This is a genomic window from Streptomyces sp. NPDC101393, from assembly GCF_044767385.1.
Classification (GTDB): Bacteria; Actinomycetota; Actinomycetes; order Streptomycetales; family Streptomycetaceae; genus Streptomyces.
The window spans coordinates 353392-369824 of sequence record NZ_JBIWNU010000001.1 but is presented as its reverse complement, the minus strand read 5'-3'; the positions used below and the strand labels follow the sequence as shown (position 1 = coordinate 369824).

Annotated in this window: 14 protein-coding genes; 8 read left to right on the top strand and 6 right to left on the bottom strand. The window is 71.0% G+C overall.

Annotation, left to right across the window (positions count from 1 at the left end; all coding sequences use genetic code 11):
* Nucleotides 1–8: 8 nt before the first annotated feature.
* A complete protein-coding gene (locus ACIRQ7_RS01525) occupies nucleotides 9–368 on the top strand; it encodes a hypothetical protein (RefSeq protein ID WP_404259068.1) in 360 nt (119 codons plus the stop codon).
* On the opposite strand, the gene ACIRQ7_RS01520 is transcribed toward ACIRQ7_RS01525, so the two are convergent.
* Together ACIRQ7_RS01520 and ACIRQ7_RS01515 are read right to left on the bottom strand one after the other, a co-directional pair.
* Nucleotides 365–1765: a sensor histidine kinase gene (locus ACIRQ7_RS01520; RefSeq protein ID WP_404259066.1), complete on the bottom strand. Its 1401-nt coding sequence runs from the start codon at nucleotides 1763–1765 to the stop codon at nucleotides 365–367. The two genes, ACIRQ7_RS01525 and ACIRQ7_RS01520, sit on opposite strands and share 4 nt — an antisense overlap.
* A complete protein-coding gene (locus ACIRQ7_RS01515; RefSeq protein WP_404259064.1) occupies nucleotides 1762–2526 on the bottom strand; it encodes a response regulator transcription factor in 765 nt (254 codons plus the stop codon). The genes ACIRQ7_RS01520 and ACIRQ7_RS01515 overlap by 4 nt, the downstream gene beginning before the upstream one ends.
* A 63-nt stretch (nucleotides 2527–2589) precedes the next feature.
* Between ACIRQ7_RS01515 and ACIRQ7_RS01510 the strand changes: the two genes are divergently transcribed.
* Together ACIRQ7_RS01510 and ACIRQ7_RS01505 are read left to right on the top strand one after the other, a co-directional pair.
* Entirely contained in the window at nucleotides 2590–3747 is a 1158-nt protein-coding gene (locus ACIRQ7_RS01510; protein ID WP_404259063.1) for a UDP-N-acetylglucosamine--N-acetylmuramyl-(pentapeptide) pyrophosphoryl-undecaprenol N-acetylglucosamine transferase, read from the top strand.
* A 16-nt stretch (nucleotides 3748–3763) separates the two neighbouring features.
* On the top strand, nucleotides 3764–4807 hold the full coding sequence (locus ACIRQ7_RS01505) for a GDP-mannose 4,6-dehydratase (protein WP_404259061.1): 1044 nt from the start codon (nucleotides 3764–3766) through the stop codon (nucleotides 4805–4807).
* A 47-nt stretch (nucleotides 4808–4854) separates the two neighbouring features.
* On the opposite strand, the gene ACIRQ7_RS01500 is transcribed toward ACIRQ7_RS01505, so the two are convergent.
* On the bottom strand, nucleotides 4855–5502 hold the full coding sequence (locus ACIRQ7_RS01500; protein WP_404259059.1) for a TetR/AcrR family transcriptional regulator: 648 nt from the start codon (nucleotides 5500–5502) through the stop codon (nucleotides 4855–4857).
* A 398-nt stretch (nucleotides 5503–5900) separates the two neighbouring features.
* Between ACIRQ7_RS01500 and ACIRQ7_RS01495 the strand changes: the two genes are divergently transcribed.
* From ACIRQ7_RS01495 to ACIRQ7_RS01480, 4 genes are all read left to right on the top strand, one after another.
* On the top strand, nucleotides 5901–6869 hold the full coding sequence (locus ACIRQ7_RS01495) for a tetratricopeptide repeat protein (RefSeq protein ID WP_404259058.1): 969 nt from the start codon (nucleotides 5901–5903) through the stop codon (nucleotides 6867–6869).
* Between the two features lie 600 nt (nucleotides 6870–7469).
* The gene (locus ACIRQ7_RS01490) at nucleotides 7470–8087 is read left to right on the top strand and encodes a DUF6230 family protein (protein WP_401463142.1); all 618 of its coding nucleotides are present in this window, start codon (nucleotides 7470–7472) and stop codon (nucleotides 8085–8087) included.
* 135 nt (nucleotides 8088–8222) lie between these two features.
* The gene (locus tag ACIRQ7_RS01485; protein WP_401463144.1) at nucleotides 8223–8798 is read left to right on the top strand and encodes a DUF6114 domain-containing protein; all 576 of its coding nucleotides are present in this window, start codon (nucleotides 8223–8225) and stop codon (nucleotides 8796–8798) included.
* A gap of 67 nt (nucleotides 8799–8865) precedes the next feature.
* Nucleotides 8866–10101 carry a hypothetical protein gene (locus tag ACIRQ7_RS01480; RefSeq protein ID WP_404259057.1) on the top strand — a complete coding sequence of 412 codons (1236 nt, stop codon included), beginning with the start codon at nucleotides 8866–8868 and terminating at the stop codon, nucleotides 10099–10101.
* A 105-nt stretch (nucleotides 10102–10206) separates the two neighbouring features.
* Here ACIRQ7_RS01480 and pyk read toward each other — a convergent pair whose 3' ends face one another.
* The 3 genes from pyk to pta all read right to left on the bottom strand — a co-directional run bounded on the left by pyk (nucleotide 10207) and on the right by pta (nucleotide 15055).
* Nucleotides 10207–11634 carry a pyruvate kinase gene (gene pyk, locus ACIRQ7_RS01475; RefSeq protein ID WP_401463148.1) on the bottom strand — a complete coding sequence of 476 codons (1428 nt, stop codon included), beginning with the start codon at nucleotides 11632–11634 and terminating at the stop codon, nucleotides 10207–10209.
* A gap of 72 nt (nucleotides 11635–11706) precedes the next feature.
* Entirely contained in the window at nucleotides 11707–12927 is a 1221-nt protein-coding gene (locus ACIRQ7_RS01470) for an acetate kinase (RefSeq protein ID WP_404259055.1), read from the bottom strand.
* 34 nt (nucleotides 12928–12961) lie between these two features.
* Nucleotides 12962–15055: a phosphate acetyltransferase gene (gene pta / locus ACIRQ7_RS01465; protein WP_404259054.1), complete on the bottom strand. Its 2094-nt coding sequence runs from the start codon at nucleotides 15053–15055 to the stop codon at nucleotides 12962–12964.
* Between the two features lie 229 nt (nucleotides 15056–15284).
* On the opposite strand from pta, the gene ACIRQ7_RS01460 reads away from it, so the two are divergent.
* Nucleotides 15285–16310: an ATP-dependent 6-phosphofructokinase gene (locus tag ACIRQ7_RS01460; RefSeq protein WP_404259053.1), complete on the top strand. Its 1026-nt coding sequence runs from the start codon at nucleotides 15285–15287 to the stop codon at nucleotides 16308–16310.
* Nucleotides 16311–16433: the final 123 nt, after the last annotated feature.

Below are 16433 nucleotides of genomic sequence, written 5' to 3'. Positions count from 1 at the left end.
TGCACCCCATGAGCGGCAACAACCACATCACCGACCCCGGTGAGCGGGACTACCCCGTCGAGGAGAAGGACCTCTCCGAGGAGCAGAACGAGCACCTCACCAAGGCCCTTCGGGCGGTGCGCGGTAACCCTTCCGCCCCGCCCGCCATGCAGGACCTCGCCCGCAAGATGCTCAGCGGCCGTCTGGAGCTCAAGGATGTCCTGGACGATCCGTCCGGGCATCGTGCGCTGACCGAGGGGATCTCGGGGATGCGGGAGAGCTGGCGGTCGATGGCGCCGCAGGACCGGCAGGCGGTGCGGGCCAAGGTCGAGGAGAACGCGGCGCAGGCGGAGGCCGACGGGGTGTCCGGTCCTCGCTCGGACCGCTAAGGCGCCGGTACCCGTAGCCGGAACAGTGCGCCGCCGCCCGGCGCGCGTTCCGCTGTGAGGTCGGCGCCGTGGGCGCGGGCGATCTGGCGGGCCATGGCCAGGCCGAGGCCGGAGCCGGGGAGGGCGCGGGCCGCCTGGGCGCGGTAGAAGCGGTCGAATACGTGCGGGAGGTCGGCGGCGGCGATCCCGGGGCCGTGGTCGCGTACGGTCAGGTCCAACTGCCCGGCGGCCAGGGCGAGTTCGGTTTCGACGGGGCCTCCCGGTGGGGAGAATTTCGCGGCGTTGTCGAGCAGGTTGGACAGCAGCCGGGCCAGGCGCGGCGGTACGCCGGGGATGGTGGCCTCGGCCGCCGCCGGGTCGGTGCGGGTGGTGAAGGTGATCTCCGGCCAGTGTTCGCGGGCCGCGCCGACCGCGTGCTCCAGGAGGGCGGCCGGGCGCACCTGTTCCACCAGGGGCTGGGGTTCCTCGTCGCGGGCCAGCTCGATCAGGTCGTTGACGAGGGTGGTGACCTCGCGCAGCTGACGGCCCAGGGCGGACGACGCGCGGTCGCGCTGCGTATCGGTCAACCGGTCGGCGCGGGCGAGGAGTTCGGCGTTGGTCCGGAGCGCGGTCAGCGGCGTGCGCAGCTCGTGGGAGGCGTCCGCGACCAGGCGTTTCTGTGCGGCGACGGACTGTTCCAGCTCGCCGAGCATGATGTTGAAGCTGGTGGCGAGGCGGGTGACCTCGTCCTCGCGGGCCGGTGAACCGGTGGGAAGTTCGATGCGGTGCCGGGCGTCGCGGGTGGCCGCGATCCGTTCGGCGGTCGCGGTGAGCCGGGCGACGGGGGCCAGGCCGGTGCGGGAGACCCAGTAGCCGAGGGCCGCGGCCAGCAGGACGCCCGCGCCGCCGACCGCGGACAGGGCCCAGGCTGCCTGCCGTACGCCCCGTTCCACGGAGTCCGAGCGCAGCGCGACCTGCAGCGCCTCGCTCCGCCCGCCCTGGAGGTGGCTGGTGAACATCCGGACCGGTTGTCCGGCGACGCTCAGCTTGGTGTAGTACGCCGGGTGCCGGCCCGCGGCGACCTGGCGGGTGGCCTCGCCCACGGGCAGGGTGTAGTGCTGACGGGGGTCCTTGGCAGGGTCGGACGGCACGATCTGGACGCACGGCGCGGCCTGGTAGCGGCAGGAGTCGTCGCTCGCGGTCGGGCCCCAGTCGTGGCGTTGCCTGGTGACCTCGGTGGCGGTCTGGGAGAGGTTCAGGTCGAGCTGGCGGGTCATCTGGACGCGGATGATGACGAACGCGGCGGCGCAGACCCCGACGGCGACCAGCGCGACCGCGGCGGACGCGGCGATCGCGAGCCGGGCGCGCAGCGGGCGCCGCCGCCGCCAGCGGGCACCCAGACCGCGTCGGCCGCTCATGCCCCGTCCGCCCGGTCCAGCCGGTAGCCGACGCCGTGCACGGTGTGCACCAGCCGGGTCTCGCCGCCCGCTTCCAGTTTGCGGCGCAGATAACCGATGTATACGGCCAGGGAGTTGGAGTCCGGCCCGAAGTCGCGTCCCCAGACCCGCTCCAGGATCACCTCACGCGGCATCACCTGTCCGGGGTGCAACAGCAGCAGCTCCAGGAGCGCCCATTCGGTGCGGCTGAACTCCAGCGGCCTGCCCGCCCGGTGGCCGGTGCGGGTCAGCGGGTCGACGACCAGGTCGCCGAAGGCGAGGGCGGTGTCGTCGGCGGCGGTGGCCGAGGCGCGGCGCAGCAGCGCGCGGATCCGGGCGACCAGCTCGTCCAGCGCGAAGGGTTTGACGAGGTAGTCGTCGGCGCCGGCGTCCAGACCGTCGACCCGTTCGCTGACGGAGCCGAGGGCGGTCAGTACGAGGATCGGGGTGCGGTCGTCGAGCGCGCGCAGCCGGCGGCAGACCGCCAGCCCGTCCAGGACAGGCATCATCACGTCCAGGACGAGGGCGTCCGGCTGCCAGGTGGCGACCTCCGAGAGGGCCGCGAGGCCGTCGGCCGCGCCGCGTACCGCATAGCCCTCGACGGCGAGGCCGTCCTCCAGGGCGGCGCGCACCTCGGGTTCGTCGTCGACGACGAGGATCTTCGGTGCGGGCGGGGCGGGGGCGTCGCCGGGGGAGGCGGACGGCGCCGGTGTTCGGGAGGGGCCCTGGGGCGTGGACGGCATGCCCCTAGGCTGCCAAACACCTCTCTTAGAAGCTTCTTAGGGCACTTGGCGAGCGTGGCGGCCATGCGCACACCACTCTCAGTCGTGATCGGTGCGGGCGGCACCGGGGGCCACATCTACCCCGGACTCGCCCTCGCCGACGCGCTCCGCCGGGCCGAGCCCGATGCGGTGATCTCCTTCGTCGGGACCGAACGCGGGCTGGAGACGCGGATCATCCCCCGGGCCGGATACCGGCTGCACACCGTCGACATGATCCCCTTCGATCCGTCGCTGGGCGCCCGCCGCTTCCTGCTGCCGGCCGCGCTGCTGCGGTCCGGCGCGCAGTGCCGCGCCATCCTGAAGGCGCAGGGTGCCCAGGTCGCGGTCGGTATGGGCGGCTATCCGAGCGCGCCGGTCATCGTCGGGGCGCGGATGGCGGGGCTGCCGAGCCTGATCCACGAGTCCAACGCGGTGCCGGGCCGGGCCAACAGGTTCGCGGCCCGGCTCACCCCGCATGTCGCCCTCGCCTTCGACCGCAGCCGCGCACACCTGACGGGCGGCGAGGGCGCCGAGACCGTGGGGATGCCGCTGGTCGGGCCGCTGGCCGAGCTGGACCGGGCGGCGCTGCGGCCGGCCGCCCGGCGGGAGCTGGGTGTCCCGGACGGGGCCCGGCTGCTGCTGGTCAACGGCGGGAGCCTGGGCGCGGCCCGGCTCACCGAGGCCGCGGTGGGCCTCGCCGCCCGCTACCGCTCGCGTACGGATCTGCGGCTGCTGATCAAGACCGGTCCGGCGGCCCTGGACGCGACGCGGGCGCTGCTGGCGGCGAACGGCGGGGCGGCGGTCGCGGAGGCGGTGCCGTATCTGGACCGGATGGACCTGGCGTACGCGGCGGCCGATCTGGTGGTGTGCCGGGCCGGTTCGGCGACCGTCGCCGAGCTGGCCACCATCGGGATGCCGGCCGTCCTGGTGCCGTATCCGCACGCGCCGGGCGATCACCAGACCCATAACGCGCGGGTGCTCTCCGACGCCGGGGCGGCGCTGCTGCTTCCCGACGGGGAGACGTCGGCGGAGCGCCTGGACGCGCTGCTGACGCCGCTGCTCGGCGATCCCGCCCGGCTCGCCGCGATGGGCGCGGCCGCCGACCCGGGCACTCACGCGGCGGCCGCCGACCTGCTGGCGGCGAAGGCCCTGGCGCTCGCCGGGCGGCCGCAGCCCGCTTACCCCTGCCTCGTCCGTCCCTGAACACGAAGGAATCAGCATGAGCAGCAAGAGCAGCAAGAGCAGCAAGAACAGTCACAGCAGCAGCGGCACGCGGCCGTGGGAGGGCCGGAAGGTCCTGGTCACGGGCGCCGAGGGGTTCATCGGCTCGACGCTGGTCGACATGCTGGTCGAGCGCGGTGCGCAGGTGCGCGCCTTCGTGCACTACAAGCCGTATGCGGAGAAGGGCAATCTGGCGCGCTATCTGGTGCCCGGCAGCCCCGTCGAGATGGTCGCGGGCGATGTGCGGGACGCGGGCCGGGTGATGGACGCCGTCGACGGCTGCGACACCGTCTTCCATCTCGCCGCGCTGATCGGCATCCCGTACAGCTATGACGCGCCGGGCGCGTACGTCCAGACGAATGTCGTGGGTACCGAGAACATCGCGGAGGCGTGCCGCCGGCACGCCGTGCGGCGGCTGGTGCACACCTCGACCAGCGAGGTCTACGGGACGGCACTGACCGCCCCGATCTCCGAGGACCACCCGCTGCAGCCGCAGTCGCCGTACTCCGCCTCGAAGATCGGCGCCGACATGATGGCGCTGTCCCACCGGCACGCCTTCGACCTGCCGGTGACGGTCGTTCGGCCCTTCAACACCTACGGTCCGCGGCAGTCGGCGCGTGCGGTGATCCCCACGATCCTGGCCCAACTCCACTCCGGCGCCCGGCAGATCAAGCTCGGCTCGCTGACCCCGACCCGGGACTTCACCTATGTCACGGACACCGCGGCGGGCTTCCTTGCCGTGGCGGACTGCGACCGGGCGCTGGGTGAGGTGGTCAATCTGGGGACCGGCCGGGAGATCAGCATCGGCGCGCTGGCCGAGGCGCTGATCGCGGCGTCCGGACGGGAGGCGGAGGTGGTGGTCGACGCGGAGCGGCTGCGGCCCTCGGGCAGCGAGGTCGAGCGGCTCCTCTCGGACAACTCCCGGGCGCGTCAGTGGGCTTCATGGGAGCCGGCGGTGTCCTTGCAGGAGGGGCTGGAGCGGACGTCGGCGTGGGTGGCGGAGCATCTGCATCTCTTCCGTGCGGAGCGCTACCAGGTCTGAGGCGGCGCCGGCATCCCGCGGCGCCCTGCCCCGCGGGATGCCGGCCGTCAGCCCAGTCCGCCCAGGCCGGTCATCAGCACCGTCGAGAACTGGTGGGCCCACGCGCCGTCCACCGGTTCGGCGCTGACCAGGGTCCGGTGCACGATCGCGCCCGCGATGACGTCGAAGATCAGGCCCACGGTCTGGGCCGCCGCCGCCTCGCCGTCGTGGCCCGGTGCGTCCGGCGGCAGTTCGCCGCGGCCCTGGGCGCGTTCGCGGCCGAGGGTGACCAGCCGCTTCTGGCGGTCGACGATGGCCGAGCGGATCCGCTCGCGCAGCGCCTCATCGGTGGTGGACTCGGCCACCACGGCCATCAGGGCCGTCTTGGTCTCCGGCCGTGCCAGCAGCGCCCCGAACTGCAGCACCACGCCCTCGATGTCGGACTGCAGGCAGCCACGGTCGGGGAGTTCGAGCTCGTCGAAGAGGACCGCCACGGCGTCCACGACGAGCTCGTTCTTGTTGGCCCAGCGGCGGTAGAGCGTCGTCTTGGCGACGCCGGCGCGGGCGGCGACGTCCCCCATGGTGAGTTTTCCCCAGCCCAGGTCGACCAGCGCGGCACGGGTCGCGTCGAGGATCGCGCGGTCGGTCTCGACGTTGCGCGGGCGGCCCGTGCGGCCTTTCCGGGGACAAGGGGAGTGCGGCATGCGGGCGACCATACCGGGCAGTACGCAGCCGGGCGGCGCGGCTCGTGAGGGAGATCACGGAGCACGGGGCCGGAAGTGGTTGCCCATGGAGGGCGAGATCCAGTTACGCTACGGGTCGTAGCGTAAGAGCGATAACCACTGGCCGTGGGTGGGGACCCATGGCCATGCGCTCCGGCCCTTTGGGGGGTCCGGGGCGTCAGTCCTCCTCGGGACTGGACAACCGGTCCTGCTGGGACCGGAGCGGGTAACCGACCCCGGACGTACGCCGGCATTCCGGCGGGGCGTACGCACGGGCGGGGGTGCCCGGGGCGCGTCCTTCGGGGCGTGCCGGCGAAGGGCCCGGCGCACTGCCGGGTGGGGATTTCGGCATCGCTTTCCGGAACGGACCGCCCAGGGGGGAGGATGGACTCATGCAGCCACGCAACATGTCCATGAGCGGAGTCGTCGACCTCGGTGCGGTGAAGGCGGCCGGGGAAGCGAAGCAGAAGGCGGAGCAGGCGCGTGCCGAGGCCGCCCGTACCGGCGAGGCGCCCGTGAGCGGCGCCCGTCTGGTGTTCGACGTCGACGAGGCAGGTTTTCAGCAGGACATCCTGCAGCGGTCCAACGAGGTCCCGGTCGTCATCGACTTCTGGGCCGAGTGGTGCGAGCCGTGCAAGCAGCTGAGTCCGCTGCTGGAGCGCCTCGCCGGGGAGTACGCCGGCAAGTTCGTGCTGGCCAAGATCGACGTCGACGCCAACCAGATGCTGTTCCAGCAGTTCGGGGTGCAGGGCATCCCGGCGGTCTTCGCGGTCGTCGCGGGCCAGCCCATCCCGCTGTTCCAGGGTTCGGCGCCGGAGGCGCAGATCCGGGAGGTGCTGGACCAGCTGGTGCAGGCCGCCGAGCAGCAGTTCGGCATCGTCGGTGCCCCCCTCGCCCCGGAGGCGGCGGCGCAGGAGCCGGCCGAGGTGCCCGAGCCGGTCGGCCCGTATGACGCGCTGCTGGAGGCCGCGAACCAGGCGCTGGACTCCGGCGATCTGGGCGGCGCGATCCAGGCCTACCGGAACGTGCTCTCCGACGACCCGGCCAACCCGGAGGCCAAGCTCGGTCTCGCGCAGGCGGAACTCCTCGCCCGGGTGCAGGACCTGGATGTGCAGACCGTGCGCAAGGAGGCCGCGGAGAACCCGGCCGATGTGCCGGCGCAGATCCGTGCCGCCGACCTCGAGCTCGTCGGCGGGCATGTCGAGGACGCCTTCGGGCGGCTGGTCGACGCCGTGAAGCGGACGGCGGGTGACGACCGCGAGGCGGCCCGGGTGCGGCTGCTGGAGCTCTTCGAGGTGATCGGTGCGGATGATCCGCGGGTGACCGCGGCACGCACCGCGCTGGCGCGCGTGCTGTTCTGACCCGGCCTCTCTTTTCCCCTCCCACCTCCCGTGAGCCGTCTCGGCAAACGGAACGGCGGCCACGTTTTACCAAAACTTGGTAAACGTGGCCGCTGTTACTTGAAGTAAGTCCGAGAGGGGTTCTTGCGGTGCTGTGCCCGCAATTGCCCAATGTTCTCTCGGCGTGAGTGACGACCCTCTGTGCCTGGTTGATATCAGCCGGTCGCGACGTGGTTATCGGCCCGTTACCCGCAAGTAACGAGCCCCTTGTGCGGCGGCCTCGAATGCACCACGATCGGCCACGCTCGGTCCATTCCCGCAGCCCGGCATCCGGTCGGCGTCGCGGGGTACTTGGGTCCCCACCGAGTGGTCGGCGGCATCGTTGCCGGCCTTGGACAGGGGGGTTCCTGCCCCAATCCGGCAGGGCCTGTCCAGGAGGTTGCGCGAGAGCGTGGCCAGTGGTTGTCGCTCGGGGGTGATCGCCGGTAATCGGAACGCACTTCGCCTCCGAGGACAGGCGCTCTCCTTCCCGAGGACGTAGCACTTCTCCCATCCCAGGTGCGGCTGATCTCACGAGAGACGGCCGGTACCGGAGATGTACGTCCGAGAAGGAGGAAAGTCATGGAGTCCCTGGCTCGTGGCGGGACCAGATGGAAGCGGTTCGCCGTCGTCATGGTGCCGAGCGTCGCGGCGACTGCCGCGATCGGCGTAGCCCTCTCGCAGGGTGCGCTCGCGGCGTCTTTCAGCGTGTCCGGCCAGCAGTTCAAGGTCAGTACTGACCGTCTGGACGGCACCGGATTCGTGCAGTACGGAGCCGTTGACGCCCAAAAGGGCGGCAAGCAGGTCCCGGTGGCGGTCTCGGGGTTCTCGAACGCCAAGATCAAGAACCTGTGCCAGTCCGTCGTCGTGCCGGTTCCGGTGTTCGGCGATGTGTCGATGAAGCTGTCCGCCGGTGGCGGAGCCACTCCGGTGGAGGCGAAGAACCTCTACATCGACCTGGACCAGCTGGACGCGGACGCGACCTTCAACAACATCGACATCGGTGTTGCTGCGGGCTCGACGACCAAGGGTCCGGGCATGCACAAGGGCGACAAGGCCGACCCGGGCTCTTTCGCCCAGCAGGCCGACTCTGCCGTGCTGACCGGCGTCAAGCAGCGTGCCTGGGCCACGACGGCCGGCACGTTCAAGCTCAGCGGCCTGAAGATGAGCGTCGCCAAGGGCAAGAACGAGTGCTACTGACGCACTGAGCGTGCGGGCGCGGGGTGTGAGCTGTACGGCGACCCATGCCGTGCCCCGTGCCCGTACGCCGGCTGCGACCGGTAGCACACACCAGCTCAGAACCACCGATTTGCCAGTCCCGAGGAGCTGTACGACATGAGCGCCGATACGCGACCACGGCTGATCGAGACCATCGGCCGGAAGCGGATTTCGTTCCGGGAGTGGCGCGGACACCGCCCCTACTGGGGCGGTTTGCTGACTCTGCTGGCCGGCATCCCGATCATGTACATCCCTTACGCGAATCTCACGATCGGTTCCCTGACCGTCCGCATGGCGACCACCGCCGGCGCCGGCTCGCTGATCATCGGCGTATTGCTGGTCGTGCTCGGTCTGACCATGTGGTTCCAGCCCGCCTCGCGCGTCTTCGCGGGCGTGGCGGCGATTCTGCTCTCCCTGGTCTCCCTGGTCGTCTCGAACTTCGGCGCCTTTCTGATCGGCTTCCTGCTGGGGCTGATCGGTGGTGCGCTGGCGGTCTCCTGGGCGCCGGGCAAGGCCACGCAGGACAAGGGCGAGACGGATGCCGGCGAACCGGCCCGCAAGACCGTTGCCGGGCCGGTGGTCGACGCGCAGGCAGCGCCGGCCGGAGCGGGTTCCGGGTTGGGCAACGGACTGGACGACCTGTCAGGAACCAGCCCGACCAACGGAACGAACGGGAGGCACCGTGCCGGGTGACGAGCTGCACGACAACGCAGCCGCCGGGGCGAGATCCGGGCCGAGGCACGCGGCGCCGAGGAAGCCGTTGCTGACTCGGCTCCACGTGCCCGCGGGCAAGGCGATAGCCATTGCCGCGATGCCGTCCGCCGTGCTGATGGGGATCGGCATCACGCCCCAGCTGGCGGTGGCCAAGCCCGCACCTGAAAACCCCTTCAAGGACGGTCCGTGTGTGACCGCTCCGGACAAGCAGGATCAGGAGCAGGCAAAGGAAGAGAAGGCGGCCAAGGAAGCCAAGGCCGCCAAGGACAAGGCCGCGAAGGAAAAGGCGGCCAAGGCCAAGGACGAGGCCGCCAAGCCTTCCGCCTCGTCGTCGGCCGGCAAGGACGCGGACGCCACGCCCGAGCCGTCCGCCACCGAGAAGACCGACGAGCCCTCGGGCTCCGCGACCCCGTCGCCGTCGGCCTCCGAGGAGAAGAAGGACGACGGAGGTGTGCTGGGCGGCATCGGCGATGCGCTCGGCGGTCTGTTCGGCGGCAAGGAGTCCGAGGAGCCGTCGGCTTCCGCGAGCCCCTCGCCCTCCGGGTCCGCGTCCGAGTCCGCATCCCCCTCGACCTCCGCCTCCGCGTCCAAGGACACGGCGTCCAAGGATGCCGCGCCCAAGGACACCGGGTCCGCGACCGACAAGCTCACCAAGCCGGTCACGGACACGGTTGACGGCCTCAAGGACGGCGCGGACAAGGCCGGCAAGACGGCCAACGACACCGTCCACGGCGCCATCGGAACGGCGGACAACGCGCTGCCCGGTGGCGGTCTCGACGGGAAGGACGCCAGCGGCAAGAAGGCGTTCCCCTGCGTCGTCGAGAACAAGCAGAAGGGCAAGGACGAGCAGACGCCCGCCACCCTGCCCGATGCCCCGTGGCACCTGGAGTCCAGCGGGCTCACCCTGCGCGGTCTGGACTACGCGGGCGTCGTCAACGTCACGACGCAGGGCGGCCATGCCAAGCAGGTGCTGAAGTTCACGGCCGACAGCATCGACATCGGTGATCTGCACCAGATCGTCGACGATCCGGCGTCCGGCAAGAAGTACCACGTCCGGTCGACGCCGGGGTCCACGTCCAAGATCACCGGTGGCAAGGTGACGATGTACACGGAGCGGTTGCAGGGCAACCTCTTCGGCCTGATCCCGATCGTGTTCGACCCCGAGCACCCGCCGCCCATCAACGTCCCGTTCGCCTACTTCAACAAGGTGAAGCTCGACCAGGCGGGCCAGTTCGGCGGCAACCTCCATGTCCCCGGTATGCACGTGACGATCGAGGACTGACCGGGAGCACCACCCCGGCCGGAGCTTTTCCGGGAGCCGCGAAAACGGCGGTGGGCCGTCCCTCCTCGGAGGGGCGGCCCACCGCCGTTTCGTGTGCCGGGCGCGTCAGGCGCTCTGGCCGCCGAGGTGGTGCACCCGGACCATGTTGGTGGTGCCGGGGACGCCGGGGGGCGAACCAGCGGTGATGATCATGATGTCGCCCTTGCTGTGGCGCTGGAGCTTGAGCAGCTCGGCGTCCACCAGGTCGACCATCGCGTCGGTGTTGTCGACGTGCGGCACGACGTACGTCTCCACGCCCCAGCTGAGCGCCAGTTGGGCGCGGGTGGAGGCTTCGGTGGTGAAGGCCAGGATCGGCTGGGCGGCGCGGTAGCGCGACAGCCGGCGGGCGGTGTCACCGGACTTGGTGAAGGCGATCAGCGCCTTGCCGTCCAGGAAGTCTGCCATCTCGCAGGCCGCGCGGGCCACCGCTCCACCCTGCGTACGCGGCTTCTTGCCGGGCACCAGCGGCTGCAGGCCCTTGGACAGCAGCTCTTCCTCGGCCGCCTCGACGATCTTCGACATCGTCTTGACGGTCTCGATCGGATACTGGCCGACGGAGGACTCCGCGGAGAGCATGACCGCGTCGGCGCCGTCGAGGATGGCGTTGGCGACGTCGGACGCCTCGGCGCGGGTGGGCCGCGAGTTGGTGATCATCGACTCCATCATCTGGGTCGCGACGATCACCGGCTTGGCGTTCCTGCGGCACATCTCCACCAGGCGCTTCTGCACCATCGGGACCTTCTCCAGCGGGTACTCCACCGCCAGGTCACCACGGGCGACCATGATGGCGTCGAACGCCATCACGACCTCTTCCATGTTGTTGACCGCCTGCGGCTTCTCGACCTTGGCGATGACCGGGACCCGGCGGCCCACCTCGTCCATGACGCGGTGCACGTCCTGGACGTCCTTGGCGTCCCGGACGAAGGACAGCGCGACCATGTCGCAGCCCATGTTCAGGGCGAATTTCAGATCGTCGATGTCCTTCCCGGACAGCGCGGGGACGTTGACCGCGGCACCGGGAAGGTTGATGCCCTTGTGGTCGGAGATGACCCCGCCCTCGATGACGATGGTGCGCACGTGCGGGCCGTCGACCTCGACGACCTGGAGCGCGACATTGCCGTCGTTGATCAGGACCGGGTCGCCCTTGGAGACGTCGCCGGGCAGGCCCTTGTAGGTGGTGCCGCAGATGGTGCGGTCACCGGGGACGTCCTCGGTGGTGATGACGAACTCGTCACCGCGCACCAGCTCGACGGGGCCGTCGGCGAAGGTCTCCAGGCGGATCTTGGGGCCCTGGAGGTCGGCCAGCACGCCGATGGCGCGGCCGGTCTCCTCGGAGGCCTTGCGGACGCGGTGGTACCGCTCCTCGTGCTCCGAGTGGGTCCCGTGGCTCATGTTGAAACGGGCCACGTTCATACCGGCCTCGATCAGCGTCTTCAGCTGGTCGTAGGAGTCGACGGCGGGGCCCAGGGTGCAGACGATTTTGGAACGGCGCATGGGCTGAATCCTATCGGTTTGTTTCGGAGCGGAATATTCCGGCTGGTGGAAACGCCAAGTTCTCGCCGGGGCTCAGGCGCTGACCAGGGCGTATGTCTGCGATGCGATCTCCAGCTCTTCGTCCGTCGGCACCACGGCCACCGCGACCCGGGCGTATTCGGGGGAGATCAGCCGGGGCGCGTCGCCGCGTACGGCGTTGAGATCGGCGTCCACCGCCATGCCCATCTCCTCCAGGCCGGCGATCGCCGCCTCGCGCACCGGGGCGGCGTTCTCGCCGACACCCGCGGTGAACGCCACCGCGTCGACCCGGCCCAGCACCGCGCTGTAGGCGCCGATGTACTTCTTCAGACGGTGGATGTAGATGTCGAAGGCCAGCTTCGCGCGTGCCCCGTCCTCCCCGCCCGCGTCGATCCGGCGGCGGATCTCCCGCATGTCGTTGTCGCCGCACAGCCCGATCAGACCGCTCTTCTTGTTGAGCAGCTCATCGATCTCGTCCGTCGACATCCCGGCCACCCGCTGGAGGTGGAAGGTCACCGCCGGGTCGATGTCACCGGAGCGGGTGCCCATGACCAGGCCCTCCAGCGGCGTCAGACCCATCGAGGTGTCCACACAGCGGCCGCCGGCGACCGCCGAGGCCGAGGCGCCGTTGCCCAGGTGCAGCACGATGACATTGACCTCGGAGGGGTCCTTGCCCAGCAGCTGCGCCGTCTTGCGCGAGACGTACGCGTGCGAGGTGCCGTGGAAGCCGTAGCGGCGGATGCGGTGCGCGTCGGCGGTCTCGACGTCGATGGCGTAGCGGGCCGCGTGCTCCGGCATCGTGGTGTGGAACGCGGTGTCGAAGACGGCGACCTGCGGCAGGTCGGGGCGCAGCGCCTGCGCGGTCCGGATCCCGGTGAGGTTCGCCGGGTTGTGCAGCGGAGCGACCGGGACCAGCCGCTCGATCTCCTCGAGCACCGCATCGTCGATCACGGTCGGGGCGCTGAACTTCAGCCCGCCGTGCACGACCCGGTGGCCGATCGCGGCCAGCTCCGGCGAGTCCAGGCCCAGGCCGTCCGCGGCCAGCTCGGCGGCGACGGCCTTCAGGGCGGCGGCGTGGTCGGCTATCGGCCCCTCGGTCTCCCGCTTGGCCCCGTCGGAGGCCAGCGGGGTGTGGACCAGGCGTGAGGTCCCCTCCCCGATCCGCTCGACGAGGCCGACGGCCAGCCGGCTGCCGTCCGTCATGTCGAGCAGCTGGTATTTCACCGACGAGGAGCCGGAGTTGAGGACGAGGACGCGGGTGGCATTGGCAGTCATGGAGCGCTTTCCGATACGGGTGGGGGGTGGGGGCTCAGGCGGTGGGGGCCGCGCCGGGCTGTGCGCCCTGCGCCTGGATCGCGGTGATGGCCACGGTGTTGACGATGTCCTGGACCAGGGCGCCGCGCGAGAGGTCGTTGACGGGCTTGCGCAGGCCCTGCAGCACCGGGCCGACGGCGACGGCTCCCGCCGAACGCTGCACCGCCTTGTAGGTGTTGTTGCCGGTGTTGAGGTCCGGGAAGATCAGCACGGTGGCCTTTCCGGCCACGTCGGAGCCGGGCAGCTTGGTCTGCGCGACCGCCGCGTCGACCGCCGCGTCGTACTGGATCGGGCCCTCGACCAGCAGATCGGGACGGAGTTCGCGGACGATCTCGGTGGCCTTGCGGACCTTGTCGACGTCCGCGCCGGAGCCGGAGGTGCCGGTGGAGTACGACAGCATCGCGATCCGCGGCTCGACGCCGAACTGGGCGGCGGTGGTGGCCGACTGGATGGCGATGTCGGCGAGCTGCTCGGCGTTCGGGTCCGGGTTGACCGCGCAGTCGCCGTAGACCAGGACCCGGTCGGCCAGGCACATGAAGAAGACCGACGAGACGATCTGAGCGCCGGGCTTGGTCTTGATGATCTCGAAGGCCGGCCGGATGGTGGCGGCGGTGGAGTGCACCGCGCCGGAGACCATGCCGTCGGCCAGGCCCTCCTGGACCATCAGGGTGCCGAAGTACGAGACGTCGGCGACCACGTCGAAGGCCAGCTCGTAGCTGACGCCCTTGTGGGCGCGCAGCTTCGCGTACTGCTCGGCGAACCGCTCGCGCAGCGGGGAGGTCTGCGGGTCGGTGACCTGCGCGTGCGCCAGGTCGATGGCCAGGTCGGCGGCCCGCTTGCGGATCGCCTCCTCCTCGCCGAGCAGCGTCAGATCGCAGACGTCGCGGCGCAGCAGCACATCGGCGGCGCGCAGCACCCGCTCCTCGCTGCCTTCGGGGAGGACGACGCGGCGGCGGCCGGAGCGGGAGCGTTCGATCAGCTCGTGCTCGAACATCATCGGGGTGACCCGCTCGGAGCGGGCGACGGAGATACGGTTCGTCAGCTCCGCGGTGTCCACATGCCGCTCGAAGAGGCCGAGGGCGGTCTCCGCCTTGCGCGGCGAGGCGGCGTTCAGCTTGCCCTCGATGGCGAACAGCTCGCCGGCGGTCGGGAACGAGCCGCCGGGCACCGAGATGACCGGGGTGCCGGGGGCGAGCCGGCCGGCCAGCGCCATGATGTCGGGGCCGGGCCGCTCGTCGAGGGTGAGCACCACGCCGGCGATCGGCGGGGCGCCGGCGCTGTGCGCGGCGAGCGAGCCGATGACCAGGTCGGCACGGTCCCCGGGGGTCACCACGAGGCAGCCGGGGGTCAGCGCCTTCAGGAACGTCGGGAGCATGGCGCCGCCGAACACGAAGTCCCGGGCGTCCCTGGCGAGCCCGGAGTCGTCACCGAGCAGCACCTCGGCGCCGAGCGAGTGCACGATCTGGCCGACGGTCGGTGCGGAGAGACTGCCGTCCTCGGGGAGCGCGTAGCAGGGGACAGGGAGGTGGGCGGCGAGCCGTTCGGCGATCGACGCGCGCAGCTCGGGGGCGACCCGGTTGACGATCATGGCGACGACATCGCAGCCCAGCGAGTGGTAGGCGCGGTAGGCGTTGCGGGCCTCGGCGCGTACGGACTCCGCCTCCTGGCCCTGGCCGCCGACGACTGCCAGCACCGAGGCGCCGAATTCGTTGGCGAGCCGGGCGTTGAGGTTCAGCTCGGCCGGCAGGTTGGTGGCGGCGTAGTCCGAGCCGAGGACCAGGACGTACTCGTACTCGCGGGCGACCTGGTGGAAGCGTTCGACGAGCTGGGAGACCAGCTCGTCGGTGCCGCGCTCGGCCTGGAGGGTCGCGGCCTCCTCGTAGCCGATGCCGAAGACGGTGTCCGGGCTCTGGGTGAGGCGGTAGCGGGCCCGCAGCAGGTCGAACAGCCGGTCGGGGCCGTCGTGGATCAGCGGCCGGAAGACCCCCACCCGGTCGACATGGCGGGTCAGGAGCTCCATGACTCCCAGCTCGACGACCTGGCGGCCGTCGCCGCGGTCGATACCGGTCACGTACACGCTGCGCGTCACGCGTGCTCTCCGATCCATTTCCGATGCTCAGAGGGAAAAATACCCGTTATGGTGGGCTTGCCCCTCTTGACAATACCTTCGGGTCTCGATACGTCGCTCGACCAGTTTCCCTTGCGGAGCCGGTGAGGAGACAGTAGGGGTGGCCCGCGGGTAAGGGCAGGCCGGTGGGGCCGTGAAACAATCGGACCGGCTCACCAGATCCCACAGCGAGCACAGGAGACACAGCACGATGCGCATCGGAGTACTCACCGCAGGCGGCGACTGCCCCGGCCTGAACGCTGTGATCCGTTCTGTCGTCCACCGCGCCCTCACCGGCCACGACGACGAGGTCATCGGATTCGAGGACGGCTTCAAGGGACTCCTCGACGGCCGCTTCCGCAAACTCGACCTCGACGCGGTCAGCGGCATCCTCGCCCGCGGCGGCACCATCCTCGGCTCCACCCGCCTGGAGCGGGACCGGCTGCGCGAGGCCTGCGAGAGCGCCAAGGACCTGTCCAAGGACTACGGCATCGATGTGCTGATCCCGATCGGCGGCGAGGGCACGCTCACCGCAGCCCGGATGCTGTCCGATGCCGGGATGCCCGTCGTCGGCGTCCCCAAGACCATCGACAACGACATCTCCTCCACCGACCGCACCTTCGGCTTCGACACCGCCGTCGGCGTCGCGACCGAGGCGATCGACCGCCTCAAGACCACCGCCGAATCGCATCAGCGCGTCATGGTCGTCGAGGTCATGGGCCGGCACGCCGGCTGGATCGCGCTGGAGTCCGGGATGGCGGGCGGCGCCCACGGCATCTGCCTGCCCGAGCGCCCCTTCGACGTCAACGACCTGGTCACGATGGTCGAGGAGCGGTTCGCCCGCGGCAAGAAGTTCGCGGTCGTCTGCGTCGCCGAGGGCGCGCACCCGGCCGAGGAGACGATGGACTACGAGAAGGGCGCGATCGACCAGTTCGGTCACGAGCGCTTCTCGGGGATCGGCACCCACCTCGCTGTCGAGCTGGAGAAGCGCCTGGGCAAGGAGGCCCGCCCGGTCATCCTCGGACACGTCCAGCGCGGCGGCACCCCCACCGCCTACGACCGGGTGCTCGCCACCCGCTTCGGCTGGCACGCCGTCGAGGCCGCGCACCGCGGCGACTACGGCAAGATGACCGCACTGCGCGGCACGGACATCACGATGGTGCCGCTGCACGAGGCCGTCACCGAACTCAAGACGGTTCCCGCAGACCGCATGGACGAGGCCGAGTCGGTCTTCTGAGCCGCGTCGGCCGCCCCCGGGTTTCCTGACGACGGCGGCGGGGGCCCCCCCCCGCCCCGGGGGGGGGGGGCCCGGCCGGGCCCGGGGGGGGGGGGGGCGGCCCGCGCGACGGGCGGCGCCGGG